Genomic DNA, 14,550 nt, shown 5'->3' with positions numbered 1-14,550 from the left:
GGCTAGCCCAGTTTCCGGTTAATGTTGTCCAGCAGTATGCAGAACACCGGCCATATCAAAGCGCTGGTTATCGCTGGCCAAAGATAACTGAAGCCTGCATCCTCGCCCCCGAACATCTGCTTGAGAAAGTGCACCAGCATCTGGTTAATACCCAACAAAAGAAAAACCATCAGACATTGCTGTGGCATGGGGTACATCCGCAGCCGCTGGTGGATGGTCAGCACCAGAAACGCAATCAATCCCATGCCAAGGGCATTAACACCCAGCGGGGTTGCCTCCAGAACGTCCAGCAACAGGCCCAGACACCACGCGAGCAATACGCCGAACTGCGCAGGTGCGCGGAAGGTCCAGTAAAACACCACCAGACCTAACCATTCCGGACGAAACTCAAACCAGCCCGAGGGAAAGAGAGAAATGCTCAATACCAGTGACGCGACCACAGACAGCACAAATACCGGATAACTGATGACAGATAACATCAGTCTTGCCCCCCTTGAACCGCGTCCATTGCCGGGATATCGGAAGGCACCTCATCACCTGTTTCTGGCTCGCGTTCGCTTTTGGGCGGGAAGACAACCAACACCAGGCGGCTCTGATTAAGCTGTGCCTTGGGTCGGGCCCGAATGGTAACAAAAGGCTCCCCAGGCTCCTTTTTGATCAGACTTACCTCGGCAACCGGGTACCCTCTGGGGAAACGCCCGCCGAGACCGGAGCTCACCAGAAGATCGCCCTCACGGATATCTGCCGTATCTGGCACGTGCACCAGATCCAGAGTGCCTGAATCGCCGGTACCCAAAAGGATTGCGCGCAGCCCGTTGCGCACAACCTCAACGGGTACCGCATGACTACTATCCGAAACGAGAAGCACACGAGAGGCAATTTGACTGGTCTGAACCACCTGTCCCATCAGGCCATGGGCATCCAGAATGGCCTGCCCCACTTGCAGGTCATCACTACGGCCTTTATTGATAATAATTTCATGGGAATAGGGATCTGGCGATACGCCCACAACTTCGCTGACTATTACCCTGTCATCCAGAAGTTCGGAGGAGTTCATCAAGCGGCGAAGTTCATTGTTTTCAGATGCCAGTGCGGCGTATTTGAGGGCCCTACGCTCGAGGATAAGGAGCCGGGCTTTGAGATCTTCGTTTTCCTGTTTAACATCTTCCCGGGTGGTAAACAGGCCGGCAACCCAGTCGCTGAATTGATAGGGCGCGTTGCCAAGCCAGTAAACCGGCGTCAGGCCGGTTGCCAGCGTACTGCGAACAGGAGTAACACGGTCAAACTGCTGGTCGGCCACGATTAACGCCGCCGATACCAATACAACAAGCAGAAGCCGGAGGCCTGGTGCTGGCCCCTGAACAAAAATGGTTTTAATGGCGATCCCTCCCCAAAGGATTATCCCTCCTGGGAGAACATTCCAATGCCACCCCGGTCAATAACCTCCAGCGCCTTGCCACCACCACGGGCAACACAGGTTAGCGGATCTTCTGCGATGATTACCGGCAACCCGGTTTCTTCACTGATCAGCTTGTCCAGCCCACGTAACAGAGCACCACCACCAGTAAGCACGATGCCACGCTCAGCAATATCTGACGCCAGCTCTGGCGGAGACTGCTCCAATGCACTTTTAACTGTCTGTACTATTTGTGCCAGGGATTCCTGAAGAGCGTCCAGAATTTCCTCACTGTTAAGTGTGAAAGCACGGGGCACACCTTCGGCCAGGTTACGGCCACGCACGTCAATTTCGAGAATTTCAAGGCCTTCGTATGCACAGCCAATTTCGTGTTTGATACGCTCGGCAGTCGTGTCACCAATCAGACTGCCGTAATTGCGGCGCACGTAGGTAACAATGGCTTCATCAAACTTGTCACCGCCAACCCTGACTGAATCGGCATATACAATGCCATTCAGGGAGATAATGGCGATTTCTGAAGTACCCCCACCGATATCTACAATCATTGAGCCACTGGCTTCTTCAACCGGAAGCCCTGCGCCTATTGCAGCGGCCATGGGCTCTTCAATCAGAAACACCTCCCGTGCACCGGCACCCAGAGCCGACTCGCGAATGGCTTTGCGCTCTACCTGGGTCGATTTGCTGGGCACACACACCAGAACCCGCGGGCTTGGGGTGATAAAGCTGTTCTCATGCACTTTGTGGATGAAGTGCTGGAGCATTTTTTCAGTCACCACGAAATCGGCGATAACGCCGTCTTTCATGGGCCGAATAGCAGTGATGTTGCCAGGTGTACGACCCAGCATGCGTTTCGCCTCGGCACCGACGGCGGCAACCGTTTTCTGGGAGTTGGTGGTACGAATGGCTACTACGGACGGCTCGTTCAGCACAATCCCGCGGTCACGCACGAAAATAAGGGTGTTGGCGGTGCCCAGATCAATGGACAGGTCGCTGGAGAATAAGCCTCGGAGTCTTTTAATCAACATTCGTGTAGTTTCAACCTGAGAGTTGCGGTTGCAGAAAGATGCGGCAACTTTATCAGTGACCCCCCCAGCAGGCAAGGCGGCATCGGGCTTCAGACCCTGTTATTCTCGCATTTTAGCCATACTTTGGCCTCTGCCGCATGTGTTGGAATCTGTTAACATGTGCCCTCGTATTTTTGGTCTGGGTGCAAGGCCATTCGGGGAACGCTTTTCAAAACACGCTACAAGCACATCCATGTGCGCTTGTTTCGGGCCGTCCATGGCCCTCTACAGTTTTGAAAAGCGCTCCCCGAATGACCCCATAACTCGGTGCAACACTCTTTTTAGAGAGAGTGTCCTTTATTACCGACATTTCATTTATCTGGGAGGCAATTCGTGTCCATTTCCCGTGAAGACATAGAAAAAGTCGCCGTTCTTGCCCGTATCCGCGTAGACGAAGCGCAGATTTCGGCGCTGGAGAGCGATCTGGGCAACATCCTGAATCTTGTCGACGAGCTCAGCGCAGCCGACACCGCAAATATAGAGCCTTTGTCTCACCCTCTGGATGCTGTGCAGCGTTTGCGTACAGACGAGGTAACCGAGACCAATCAAAGGGAAGCCTTTCAGGCAATCGCGCCAGCCACTGAAGACGGCCTTTACCTCGTTCCTCGCGTTATTGAGTGATCTGACGAAGCCCTCTATCAGCCCTCGAACAGGATTGAACATGCATAATAAATCCGTAGCAGAGCTTTCCCGTGAGTTGGAAAGCGGCAAGATTTCAAGCGTGGAACTGACCCGTGAGTTCCTCGATCGTATTAAAGCCGAAGACAAGCTGTACAACAGTTTTATTACCGTAACCGAAGACCAGGCCCTAGCCGATGCCAAAACCGCTGATGAGCAGCGTGCAGCAGGCAAGGCCAGCGTTTGGACGGGCGTGCCCTTTGCCCACAAAGACATCTTCTGTACCAATGGTGTGGCAACCACGGCCGGCTCAAAAATGCTGGCCAACTTTGTGCCACCCTACGATGCAACAGTAACCGCAAACTTCCGCGCGGCCGGTGCTGTGTGCCTGGGTAAAACCAATATGGACGAGTTCGCCATGGGCTCCTCCAACGAATCCAGCTTTTTTGGCTCAGTGACCAACCCCTGGGGGTTGAGCAGTGGTGACAAGCGCGTACCCGGTGGTTCTTCCGGTGGTTCCGCAGCAGCTATCGCCGCTCGTTTGGTGCCGGCAGCAACGGCTACAGATACCGGTGGATCTATTCGCCAACCGGCAGCCCTATGCGGTATTACAGGCTTGAAGCCCACCTACGGACGCGTGTCTCGCTACGGCATGATTGCCTTTGCCTCCAGCCTGGACCAGGGCGGCACCATGGCTCGCACGGCAGAAGACAACGCCTTGATGCTGAATGTGATGGCTGGTTTTGACCCGAAGGATTCAACATCGGTTGATCGTGCTGTGCCGGATTACACAGCCACTCTGAACGAGCCGCTGAAAGGCCTTCGCGTCGGTCTTCCCAAAGAGTACTTCTCCGACCAGTTGAGCCCCGCGATGGAGCAGCAGGTTCGCAATGCGGTGAAGGAATACGAAAAGCTGGGGGCCACCGTAAAAGAGGTGTCGCTGCCCCACGCCAAGCTGGCAATTGCTGCCTACTACGTTATTGCACCAGCAGAGGCCTCAGCCAACCTGTCCCGCTTTGATGGGGTGCGTTACGGCTATCGCTGCGAGAACCCGCAGGATCTGAACGATCTCTATACCCGCACCCGGGCTGAAGGTTTCGGGGACGAGGTGAAGCGTCGGATTCTGGTTGGCACTTACGCACTTTCAGCCGGCTATTTTGATGCCTACTATCTCAAAGCCCAGAAGGTTCGCCGCCTGATTCAGCAGGATTTCATCAATGCCTTCAAAGAAGTGGATGTGCTGATGAGCCCGGTATCGCCCTCTCCTGCTTTTGTGCAAGGCGCGAACACAAACGATCCGGTAACCATGTACCTGGAAGATATCTTCACCATTGCCGTAAACCTTGCGGGTGTTCCAGCCATGTCGGTACCTGCGGGTTTCGTTGATGGCCTGCCTGTTGGCTTGCAGATTATCGGGAACTACTTTGAAGAGGCTCGCCTGCTGAATGCGGCCCATCAGTTCCAGCAAGTTACCGATTGGCACCAGAAGCTTCCCCAGTAAGCCCGAATCAGGAGAACGACTATGCAGTGGGATATTGTGATCGGGCTGGAAATTCATGTTCAGCTTGCCACCAAAACCAAGATTTTTTCCGGCTCCAGCACTGCGTTCGGTGCCGAGCCCAACACTCAGGCCAGCGCCGTTGATCTGGCTATGCCGGGCACCCTGCCCGTACCAAATGAGCAGGCGTTCCGTTATGCCGTGATGTTCGGTTTGGCGGTAAACGCAGAAATCGGCCGACGCTCTGTGTTCGATCGTAAAAACTATTTTTACCCGGATCTGCCCAAGGGGTATCAGACTACACAGCTGGACCACCCTATTGTCGGCCCCGGCTATGTGGATATTGATCTGGCAGATGGCAGCACCAAGCGTGTACGGATTCACCATGCGCATCTGGAAGAAGATGCTGGCAAATCTCTGCACGAAGACTTTCATGGCATGACGGGCATCGACCTGAACCGTGCCGGCACGCCTTTAATTGAGGTGGTGACCGAGCCGGATATGAACAGTGCGGAAGAAGCTGTGGCCTTCGCCAAGAAGCTGCACGGCCTGGTGTCTTCTCTGGGCATTTGTGACGGTGACATGAGCCAGGGTTCTCTGCGCTTTGATGTGAACATTTCACTCAAGCCAAAAGGCTCGAATGAACTGGGCACCCGCACGGAAACCAAGAACCTGAACTCTTTCCGTTTTATGGAGCAGGCCATTGCCCATGAAGTGGAGCGGCAGATGGATATTCTGGAAGACGGCGGCCGTATCATCCAGGAAACCCGACTGTACAACGGCGAACGTGGCGAATCCCGCTCCATGCGCAGCAAGGAAGAGGCCAATGACTACCGCTACTTCCCTTGCCCAGACCTGCTGCCTGTGGTTATCGACGATGATTTCATTGAGGGCGCCCGTAAGTTGTTGCCCGAGCTGCCAGACGAGCGCAAAGCGCGCTTCAAGGAGCAATACGGCCTCAACGATTACGATGCTCGCTTGCTTAGCGACGATGCGCGCATGGCGGCATTTTTTGAAGAAACCGCCAGCCATGGCAAAGATGCAAAGCTGGCCGCGAACTGGGTACTGGGTGAGTTTTCTGCGCGTTTGAATGCGGAAGACAAGACGGTTGTTCAGGCACCTATTACTGGTGCGCAGTTGGGCCAATTGGTGGCGCGGATTGCTGATAATACTGTGTCGTCGTCTGGTGCCAAGAAGGTGTTTGAGGCTCTGTGGAGTGGCAGTGGAGACAATGCCGATGCGGTTATTGAGGCTCAGGGGCTGAAGCAGGTTTCGGATACTGGCGCGCTGGAGGCGATGGTGGATGAGGTTCTGGCGGGGATGCCGGATCAGGTTGCTCAGTATCAGGAGGAAGGCGATCCGAAGAAGCAGAAGAAGATGCTGGGTGGCTTTATGGGGCCTTTGATGAAGGCTTCCAAAGGTCAGGGTAATCCTAAGCTGTTTAATGAGATTCTTGTTCGGAAGCTTGGCGGTTGATTGAGTTGGGCTTGAGGCTTGGGCCGGGGTATCTGGCTCTGGCCCTAGCTTCCTGGTTATGGGGAGGGGTGGGTTCAATACCCCTTCCCAAAAACCGCTACGAGCACATCCATGTGCGCTTCTCTCCGGCCGTCCTTGGCCTCCGAGATTTTTGGGAAGGGGTATTGAACCCACCCGACCTGAATCCGGGATATCTCTTAAGAACCACCACTTCGACTTCTTGATCTACACCAAGCTCAATTTGCAGCCAGCCTCCGAAACAATCGCTCGAATTGCGCGATATTCTGCTGAACGTAGTCTATAAAGGCCTTCATAACGGGTGTTGGGTAACGTGCTTGCGGATAGACAAGACACCAGCTTCTGCGCAGCGGGAAATCGGTAATATCAAGCGCTGTCAAAGTGCCCAAGGCGAGTTCTGATAACACACTCAGTTTGGGTACAACCGCGACACCCAAGCCTGCCAGCACAGCGTGTTTAACCGCATCGTTGGAGCCTAGCTCCATCGCGGGCGCTATTTTCAGGTGGTGTTGTTGGCAATAGACTTCCAGTGCCAGTCGGCTGCCCGAGCCGGGTTCTCTGGTGAGGAGGTTGCTGTTCAGGAATGTCTCTGCGCTGACTGATTTTTGGTCGAGCAACGGGTGGCCGGCCGGGACTATGGGGATGAGTTCGTTGTCCAGGAATGGCAGTGAAGTTAGTGGGCGATCCTGCGGCACCATGCCCATGATTACCAGATCGTCGTTATTTTGGTTTAACCGCTCTAAAGCTGTTGCGCGGTTGACTACGGCAACGGATATGTTCACCTGAGGGTTCAACTGCAAGAACGAACCTAACAGATAGGGCACCACGTACTGTGCGGTGCTCACCGCAACTAATCGCAAATCCCCTGCTACACGCCCTTCCAGAGCCGCCAGGCGGTTCTGCATGTCGGCAAGCTCGCCGAATACTGAACGCACGCAGGCGGCCATTTCTTCTCCAGCAGCTGTGCAATAGAGTTTGCGGCCTATGTATTCGAACATGGGCATGTTTAGTGCCTGCTCCAGGTGTCGCACCTGACTGCTGACGGCTGGCTGGGTTAAACCCAGCAGGTCTCCTGCCTTGCTGTAGCTTTTCAAATCGTAGACGGCCTTGAACACCTGCAACTGCCTAAACGTCAGCCGGTTCGCCAGTTTCTGGATACTGAGCGGCATAAACCCTCCTTCATCGACTCTACCCATAAGTTATCTATTATACTTAAGCGAAATAATATCAATTTTTACTGATCAGTCATCCTCGTTATTCTTCCCCAACCTTCATTCGGGACGAAGCAATGAGGAACTTCCCATGCTGAAGAAAGTGTTAATCGCCAATCGTGGCGAGATTGCTGTCCGCATCGTGCGGGCCTGTGCAGAGATGGGGATACGGTCGGTGGCTATCTATACCGAACCGGATCGTTACGGCTTACATGTTAAGCGAGCCGATGAATCCTATTCTCTTGGTGACGATCCGCTGGCAGGCTATCTCGACCCGGCTCGCATCGTGAACCTGGCGATAGAAACCGGCTGTGACGCCATTCATCCGGGCTACGGCTTTTTGTCAGAAAATGCCAACTTTGCACGTCTGTGCGAGCAGAAAGGCGTGGCCTTTATTGGTCCGAAATCCAGCGTTATCCACGGCATGGGCGACAAAACCCAGGCCCGCGACAGCATGCGGGCCGCAGGGATACCAATTACTCCGGGCTCGGAAGGCAATCTGGACAGCCTTGAGGAAGCTCTGGAATTGGCCAGCAACATCGGTTATCCGGTGATGCTGAAAGCCACATCGGGTGGCGGTGGCCGTGGCATTCGCCGGTGCGATTCACCGCAAGAGCTGAAAACCCAGTACCCGCGAGTCATTTCCGAGGCGACCAAGGCCTTCGGCTCGGCCGAAGTGTTTATGGAAAAGTGCATCGTGAATCCCCGCCACATTGAGGTGCAGATACTGGCAGACAGCCAGGGCGATGCCATCCATCTGTTTGAGCGGGACTGCTCGATACAACGTCGCAATCAGAAACTGATCGAGATCGCCCCCAGCCCACAGCTGACTCCGGAACAGCGCCAGTACATAGGCGATCTGGCGGTGCGCGCGGCGAAAGCCGTGAACTATGAGAACGCCGGCACGGTGGAGTTCCTGCTTACGGGCAACGAAGTCTACTTCATGGAAATGAATACCCGCGTGCAGGTGGAACACACCATTACTGAAGCCATTACCGGTGTGGACATTGTGCGGGAGCAACTGCGGATCGCTTCGGGCTTGCCTTTAAGCTATCGGCAGGAGGACATTCAGTTTCGGGGTTATGCGCTGCAGTTTCGCATTAATGCTGAAGACCCGAAGAACGACTTCTTGCCCAGCTTTGGCCGCATCACCCATTACTACGCCCCTGGCGGCCCGGGTGTGCGGGTGGATACCGCCATCTACACCGGCTACGAAATCCCGCCCTACTACGACTCCATGTGCCTGAAACTGGTTGTGTGGGCACTGACTTGGGACGAGGTAATCGCACGGGGCAAACGTGCACTCGACGACATGCGCCTGCATGGCATCAAAACCACCGCCAATTATTACCAGCAGATTCTGGATCATCCGGATTTCCGCGCGGGCAAGTTCGACACCAGTTTCGTACCCAGCCATCCGGAACTGTTGAACTACTCCAAGAAACGCCACCCCAGTGCCGTGGCACTGGCGATTGCCGCCACCATCGCAGCCCATGCTGGCTGGTAATCCACAGGAGACTGAACATGAGCAACGCAAAAAAGATTGAAGTTACCGACGTAATCCTTCGTGATGCGCACCAATCCCTTATCGCCACCCGCATGCGCACTGCAGACATGCTGCCAATCTGCGACAAGCTGGATCAAGTAGGCTACTGGTCTTTGGAAGTCTGGGGCGGCGCCACCTTTGATGCCTGCGTGCGGTTCCTGAAAGAAGACCCATGGGAGCGCCTGCGCCAGCTGCGCAAGGCTTTACCAAATACCCGCCTGCAAATGCTCTTACGAGGCCAGAATCTTTTGGGATACCGGCATTATGCCGACGATGTGGTTGAGGCCTTTGTACAGAAAGCAGCAGACAATGGCATTGATGTGTTCCGGGTGTTTGATGCGCTGAATGATCTTCGCAACCTTGAAACCGCCATGAAAGCCGTGAAGAAAGCTGGCAAGCACGCCCAGGGAACCATTTGTTACACCACCAGCCCGGTACACACGCCTGCGCTGTTCGTGAAACAGGCGGAAGAACTCAAAGCCATGGGTGCTGACTCAATTGCCATCAAGGACATGGCGGGATTGCTGACCCCCTACGCGACGTTTGAACTGGTTAAGGCAATCAAATCTGCCGTTGACCTGCCATTAGTGGTTCACAGCCACTCTACTGCGGGGCTTGCCCCAATGTGTCAGCTCAAAGCGATCGAAGCCGGCGCCGACCGGATTGATACCGCCATTTCGGCGTTCGCCAGCGGCACCAGCCACCCGGCGACAGAGTCCCAGGTCGCAGCCCTGAAAGGCACAGAGTACGACACCGGCCTGGATCTGGAGAAGCTCAGCGAGATTGCCGATTACTTTCACGAAATCCGAAAGAAATATCACCAGTTCGAAAGCGAGTTCACCCGGGAAGATGTCTCGGTGCAGATCAACCAGGTTCCGGGCGGCATGATGTCTAACCTGGCCAATCAACTGAAGGAACAGAATGCTCTCGATAAGATCAACGAGGTATTCGATGAAATACCCAGGATGCGCAAGGATCTCGGCTATCCGCCGTTGGTGACACCCACGTCCCAGATTGTTGGCACCCAGGCGGTTTATAACGTTCTGGCCGGGCAACGCTACAAAACCATCACCAACGAAGTAAAACGTTACCTGCAAGGTGGCTACGGCCAACCGCCCGCAGAGGTAAGTGCGGAGGTTCGCAACAAGGCCATTGGCAATGAAGCAGTCAATGATGGCCGGCCTGCTGACCTGATCGATCCTGAGCTGGATAAATTACGAGAGGACATTGGTAGTCTGGCCAGCTGCGAAGAAGATGTGCTCACATACGCCATGTTCCCGGACCTGGGCCGGGAGTTTTTGCAGCAGCGCAAGGACGGCACTCTCAAGCCGGAGGAGTTGCTGCCTGTTGAACAAACCGGACAAAGCCGTTTGGGCACAGGTGTTGCCACTGAGTTCCGCATCGACGTACATGGCGAAACCTACGAGGTTGCAGTCACCGGCGTTGGCACAACGGGGCCCGGCAAGCGCAAGCTATACTTGTCGCTGGATGGCATGCCAGAGGAAGTGGTGTTCGAACCCTTGAATGAATACGTGGCAGAGGCTGGTGGCAAAGGCCGCAAACGAGCTACCGATCCCGGCCACGTCAGTACAGCCATGCCTGGAAATGTTGTGGACGTGCTGGTGAAGGAAGGGGAATCTGTGACCGCTGGCCAGGCAGTTCTGATTACCGAAGCCATGAAAATGGAAACTGAAATTCATTCGAGTGTAGATGGCACCGTGCAGGCGGTTCACGTTAGCAAGGGCGACCGGGTCACTCCGGGTGAAGTACTCATCGAAATTGCCTGATCGGCATAAGGAGGCAACATGGATCACATTGTTCGCGGCGTACTGAACTTTCACAAAAACGTTTATCCGGAGCACAAAGACCTGTTTGGCGCTCTGGCCAACCACCAGAACCCCGACGTGCTGTTTGTAACCTGTTCGGACTCACGCATAGACCCGAATATGCTTACAGGCTCCCACCCGGGCGACCTGTTTATTTGTCGAAACGCCGGCAACGTTATCCCTCCGCACAGCAATGAAACCGGAAGTATGACGGCGTCCATCGAATACGCTGTTGCGGTTCTGGGTGTTCGCCACATTATTGTATGTGGCCACACAGACTGCGGCGCCATTAAAGGCGCCTTGGACATACCGGCCCTGAAAGGCTTGCCCCACGTCAAGGAGTGGCTGGGGCATTGCCGCTCAGCCATGGAGATCGTCCGTGAGCGGCACAACATTGGCACCGAGGAGTGTCTGGACAGCAAGTACCTTAACGAAGCCATTGAGGAAAACGTTCAGCAACAGGTACAGCACCTGCGCACACACCCGGTAGTGGCGGCAAAGCTGGCCACGGGTAAAATCGAAGTGCACGGCTGGGTATATGACATAAAATCAGGGAGCATTCGCTGCTGCGGTCGAGACAGCTTGGAATTCAAGAGCTTCGATCAGTATTATGCGGATTATATCGCCAAGATCAGCGATTAATCGCCAACCACCATCAAAAAGGCCCCGAACATGTCGGGGCCTTTTTGATTTCGCTTAGTTCACACCAGAACTGCCCATAGATCATGCTCATCGGCATGTTCAACAAGTGCTTTCACTATCTGACCGGGTTTCAGGTCGGTTGCGTCGTTCAGATACACCATGCCATCAATCTCTGGGGCATCAGCCTTGGAGCGGCCAATAGCCCCCTCCTCATCTACCTCATCAATCAACACATCAATGGTGGTGCCAATCTTCGCCTGCAAACGTGCGGCTGATATTTCTGCCTGCTTTGTCATAAAACGGGCCAAACGCTCTTCTTTCACTTCCTCAGGCACCGCACCCTCAATCTCGTTGGCCTTGGCACCCTCTACCGCACTGTAAGTAAAGGCACCCACTCGATCCAACTGCGCCTCATCCAGCCAATCCAGCAGGTACTGGAAGTCTTCTTCCGTCTCACCCGGGAAGCCCACAATAAAGGTGGAGCGGATGGTGAGTTCCGGGCAGATTTCCCGCCATTTGCGGATACGATCCAGGGTTTTGCTGTCGTGGGCCGGGCGCTTCATGGCCTTCAGCACTTTCGGGCTGGCGTGCTGGAAGGGAATATCCAGATACGGCAGAATCTTGCCTTCAGCCATCAGTGGGATGATGTCATCTACGTGCGGATATGGGTAAACATAATGCAGGCGCACCCAAACACCCATCTCCCCCAACGCTTCGCACAATGACTGCATTTTCGTTTTCAGCGGACGCCCCTGCCAGAAGCCGGTACGGTACTTGGTGTCTACACCATAGGCCGAAGTATCCTGGGATATCACCAGCAATTCTTTAACCCCAGCATCAACCAGCCGTTGAGCTTCATCCATCACATCGCCGATAGGCCGGCTCACCAGGTCGCCCCGCATGGATGGAATAATGCAGAAGGTGCAACGATGGTTGCAGCCTTCAGAAATCTTGAGATATGCATAGTGCCGTGGCGTCAGCTTGATGCCCTGGGGTGGAACCAGATCAGTAAACGGATCGTGCGCACGGGTCGGCGGTACATACTGATGCACTGCACCCACCACTTCCTCGTAGGCGTGAGGGCCAGAAACCGCCAGCACCCCCGGATGGGTTTCACGGATTTTTTCAGCTTCCACGCCCATGCAGCCGGTGACAATCACTTTGCCGTTTTCCTTGATGGCCTCACCTATGGCATCCAGGGATTCCTGTTTGGCCGCATCAATAAAGCCGCAGGTGTTAACCACAACAATATCCGCATCATTGTACGTGGGCACCACGTCGTAGCCATCCAGCCGAAGCTGGGTGAGTATGCGCTCGGAATCCACCAGGGCCTTGGGGCAACCCAGACTGATGAATCCAACTTTGCCGTTTCCGGCTACTGTGTTTTCGGCTTTTTCTGTCATAAATCGTTTCAGGAATCCTGGCACTCGGCGGCCGCACAGGAATGAGCGCCGGGAGTATGCAAGTGAATAGAGCCGGGAATTTTACACCAGTAAGGGGCTCTTCTGCAGCAAAAGCCGAGCGATCTGATAAGCGAAACAATTCTGATCTTAATCAAATTTGTGAACCCTTGTTCACAAATAAATTAAAAATCTGCCACAATGTGCGACACTCAAGTTGCTGATCAGAAAATAAACAACTACAATTTTTGTAGGTTACACGTTGTTCTGAAACATTATTTGAACCCAAGCATACCCAGCAGTGCCACCACGAACGGCTAATACGAGTGCCCATGAAAGCAGCCACAGTCAAACCAAACCTGCGCAACCAGCAACGTGTAGATGTTGAAAGTGACATCGTTATCGAGAAGCCGGATGGTTGCCAGCTCACCTGCAAAATCTCCAATCTGTCTCGCACAGGCGTTATGGTTTTTTGCAATCAGGAAGCTGCTGGCCAGCTGATACCACGCCTGAGAGCCCCCACCCCGGGAAACTGGATTGACGTGAAGGCCCGCTTTTCTGTGCCTGTTGTTGCAACCCAACCGGTATCGATTTTAGCCAAAGGGCATATTGTTCACCTGCGCAGAATGGCCCGAGATGAATTTCAGTTGGGCATTCAATTTGCCGATTTCGAGGGGAACGGGTTTGACTACGTTGACAGGTATGTTCGGAAACTTCTGGCCGATACGCTAAAACCCGCCTGATCCAGAACAACTTTCCTGCCCTGGGCCGGAATCCAAACGATTGATCACAGCAGGACTCTTTTAAGCGCTATATTTTTATAACTTAAAACTCTAAGCGCAACACTTCTTATAGCCATATCGCCTCTGATATAGTTGCCATTCTATTAGCACGCCCTCAAGGCCCGCTGCGGCAACGGATTATCATGACCACATACAACCTTACGCATCTGAAACAACTGGAAGCGGAAAGCATCCACATCATCCGCGAAGTGGCTGCCGAGTTTGATAACCCGGTGATGCTCTACTCCATCGGCAAGGACTCCGCGGTAATGCTGCACCTCGCCCGCAAAGCCTTTTACCCCGGGAAAATGCCTTTCCCTTTGATGCATGTGGATACCACCTGGAAATTCCGGGACATGATTGATTTCCGGGAGCGCAAGGTAAAGGAATACGGCCTGGACCTGATCGTACATACCAATCAGGATGGCGTTGAACAGGGTATAGGGCCGTTTACCCACGGCAGTGCAAAGCATACCGATGTGATGAAAACCCAGGCCCTGAAGCAGGCTCTGAACAAATACGGATTTGATGCTGCCTTCGGTGGCGCTCGCCGGGATGAAGAGAAATCCCGCGCCAAAGAGCGGGTTTATTCCTTCCGGGACGAATACCACCGCTGGGACCCTAAAAACCAGCGCCCGGAACTCTGGAACACCTATAACGGCAAGGTGAACAAGGGCGAAAGCATCCGCGTATTCCCGCTGTCCAACTGGACTGAACTGGATATCTGGCAATACATCTATCTGGAAAACATTGAAATCGTCCCCCTCTACTACTCAGCCGTGCGCCCGGTTGTAGAGCGCGACGGCTCCCTGATAATGGTGGACGACGAACGCATGCCACTGAAAGAGGGCGAAAAGCCGATGATGAAGTCCATCCGCTTCCGCACTCTCGGGTGCTACCCGCTCACCGGCGCGATTGAATCTGAAGCAGATACATTGCCCGAAATTATTCAGGAGATGCTGTTGGCCACCAGCTCAGAACGTCAGGGCCGCGTGATTGATCACGATTCGGCAGGCTCCATGGAACAGAAAAAGCGCGAAGGGTACTTCTGA

13 protein-coding genes are annotated in these 14,550 nt (G+C 54.2%); 8 read left to right on the top strand and 5 right to left on the bottom strand.

Annotated elements, in window-relative coordinates; all coding sequences use genetic code 11:
• Positions 1 to 2: 2 nt before the first annotated feature.
• The 3 genes from mreD to FFI61_RS02100 are packed head-to-tail and all read right to left on the bottom strand — an operon-like array spanning position 3 to position 2,439.
• The gene (gene mreD / locus FFI61_RS02110) at positions 3 to 479 is read right to left on the bottom strand and encodes a rod shape-determining protein MreD (RefSeq protein WP_200369094.1); all 477 of its coding nucleotides are present in this window, start codon (positions 477 to 479) and stop codon (positions 3 to 5) included.
• Entirely contained in the window at positions 479 to 1,369 is an 891-nt protein-coding gene (gene mreC / locus FFI61_RS02105; RefSeq protein ID WP_200202775.1) for a rod shape-determining protein MreC, read from the bottom strand. The genes mreD and mreC overlap by 1 nt, the downstream gene beginning before the upstream one ends.
• A gap of 29 nt (positions 1,370 to 1,398) precedes the next feature.
• Complete coding sequence (locus tag FFI61_RS02100; protein ID WP_200202776.1) at positions 1,399 to 2,439, bottom strand: rod shape-determining protein; 1,041 nt, start codon at positions 2,437 to 2,439, stop codon at positions 1,399 to 1,401.
• A 375-nt stretch (positions 2,440 to 2,814) separates the two neighbouring features.
• Here FFI61_RS02100 and gatC point away from each other — a divergent pair, with 375 nt between their 5' ends.
• Genes gatC through gatB form a run of 3 tightly spaced genes read left to right on the top strand, consistent with a single transcriptional unit; the run spans position 2,815 to position 6,073 of the window.
• Complete coding sequence (gene gatC, locus FFI61_RS02095) at positions 2,815 to 3,102, top strand: Asp-tRNA(Asn)/Glu-tRNA(Gln) amidotransferase subunit GatC (protein ID WP_200369093.1); 288 nt, start codon at positions 2,815 to 2,817, stop codon at positions 3,100 to 3,102.
• Between the two features lie 40 nt (positions 3,103 to 3,142).
• Positions 3,143 to 4,600, top strand: a complete 1,458-nt coding sequence (gatA, locus tag FFI61_RS02090) for an Asp-tRNA(Asn)/Glu-tRNA(Gln) amidotransferase subunit GatA (protein ID WP_200369092.1) — start codon at positions 3,143 to 3,145, stop codon at positions 4,598 to 4,600.
• A gap of 6 nt (positions 4,601 to 4,606) precedes the next feature.
• A complete protein-coding gene (gene gatB / locus FFI61_RS02085; protein ID WP_320159561.1) occupies positions 4,607 to 6,073 on the top strand; it encodes an Asp-tRNA(Asn)/Glu-tRNA(Gln) amidotransferase subunit GatB in 1,467 nt (488 codons plus the stop codon).
• 236 nt (positions 6,074 to 6,309) lie between these two features.
• On the opposite strand, the gene FFI61_RS02080 is transcribed toward gatB, so the two are convergent.
• Positions 6,310 to 7,260: a LysR family transcriptional regulator gene (locus tag FFI61_RS02080; protein ID WP_200369090.1), complete on the bottom strand. Its 951-nt coding sequence runs from the start codon at positions 7,258 to 7,260 to the stop codon at positions 6,310 to 6,312.
• 133 nt (positions 7,261 to 7,393) lie between these two features.
• Here FFI61_RS02080 and FFI61_RS02075 point away from each other — a divergent pair, with 133 nt between their 5' ends.
• The 3 genes from FFI61_RS02075 to FFI61_RS02065 are packed head-to-tail and all read left to right on the top strand — an operon-like array spanning position 7,394 to position 11,316.
• A complete protein-coding gene (locus FFI61_RS02075; protein WP_200369089.1) occupies positions 7,394 to 8,809 on the top strand; it encodes an acetyl-CoA carboxylase biotin carboxylase subunit in 1,416 nt (471 codons plus the stop codon).
• Positions 8,810 to 8,826: 17 nt separating this feature from the next.
• Positions 8,827 to 10,635: a sodium-extruding oxaloacetate decarboxylase subunit alpha gene (gene oadA, locus FFI61_RS02070; protein ID WP_200369088.1), complete on the top strand. Its 1,809-nt coding sequence runs from the start codon at positions 8,827 to 8,829 to the stop codon at positions 10,633 to 10,635.
• Positions 10,636 to 10,653: 18 nt separating this feature from the next.
• A complete protein-coding gene (locus FFI61_RS02065; RefSeq protein WP_200369087.1) occupies positions 10,654 to 11,316 on the top strand; it encodes a carbonic anhydrase in 663 nt (220 codons plus the stop codon).
• A gap of 59 nt (positions 11,317 to 11,375) precedes the next feature.
• Here FFI61_RS02065 and rimO read toward each other — a convergent pair whose 3' ends face one another.
• Positions 11,376 to 12,719 (bottom strand): 30S ribosomal protein S12 methylthiotransferase RimO, encoded by a 1,344-nt coding sequence (gene rimO / locus FFI61_RS02060; protein ID WP_200202532.1) that lies wholly within the window; start codon positions 12,717 to 12,719, stop codon positions 11,376 to 11,378.
• A gap of 329 nt (positions 12,720 to 13,048) precedes the next feature.
• On the opposite strand from rimO, the gene FFI61_RS02055 reads away from it, so the two are divergent.
• Both FFI61_RS02055 and cysD read left to right on the top strand, forming a co-directional pair.
• The gene (locus FFI61_RS02055; protein ID WP_200202533.1) at positions 13,049 to 13,459 is read left to right on the top strand and encodes a PilZ domain-containing protein; all 411 of its coding nucleotides are present in this window, start codon (positions 13,049 to 13,051) and stop codon (positions 13,457 to 13,459) included.
• Positions 13,460 to 13,641: 182 nt separating this feature from the next.
• Positions 13,642 to 14,550: a sulfate adenylyltransferase subunit CysD gene (cysD, locus tag FFI61_RS02050; protein WP_200202534.1), complete on the top strand. Its 909-nt coding sequence runs from the start codon at positions 13,642 to 13,644 to the stop codon at positions 14,548 to 14,550.

The sequence above is a fragment of the Marinobacter sp. DY40_1A1 genome, from assembly GCF_016597815.1.
GTDB lineage: Bacteria > Pseudomonadota > Gammaproteobacteria > Pseudomonadales > Oleiphilaceae > Marinobacter > Marinobacter xiaoshiensis.
The sequence above is the reverse complement of the archived record's forward strand: the minus strand, read 5'-3'. Positions and strand labels throughout refer to the sequence as shown.

Bases quoted from the DNA above. Each gene is read 5' to 3' on its own strand.
- mreD (WP_200369094.1), bottom strand. From the start codon at position 479: ATGTTATCTGTCATCAGTTATCCGGTATTTGTGCTGTCTGTGGTCGCG.
- FFI61_RS02080 (WP_200369090.1), bottom strand. From the start codon at position 7,260: ATGCCGCTCAGTATCCAGAAACTGGCGAACCGGCTGACGTTTAGGCAG.
- FFI61_RS02065 (WP_200369087.1), top strand. From the start codon at position 10,654: ATGGATCACATTGTTCGCGGCGTACTGAACTTTCACAAAAACGTTTAT.
- FFI61_RS02075 (WP_200369089.1), top strand. From the start codon at position 7,394: ATGCTGAAGAAAGTGTTAATCGCCAATCGTGGCGAGATTGCTGTCCGC.
- oadA (WP_200369088.1), top strand. From the start codon at position 8,827: ATGAGCAACGCAAAAAAGATTGAAGTTACCGACGTAATCCTTCGTGAT.
- rimO (WP_200202532.1), bottom strand. From the start codon at position 12,719: ATGACAGAAAAAGCCGAAAACACAGTAGCCGGAAACGGCAAAGTTGGA.
- cysD (WP_200202534.1), top strand. From the start codon at position 13,642: ATGACCACATACAACCTTACGCATCTGAAACAACTGGAAGCGGAAAGC.
- FFI61_RS02055 (WP_200202533.1), top strand. From the start codon at position 13,049: ATGAAAGCAGCCACAGTCAAACCAAACCTGCGCAACCAGCAACGTGTA.
- gatA (WP_200369092.1), top strand. From the start codon at position 3,143: ATGCATAATAAATCCGTAGCAGAGCTTTCCCGTGAGTTGGAAAGCGGC.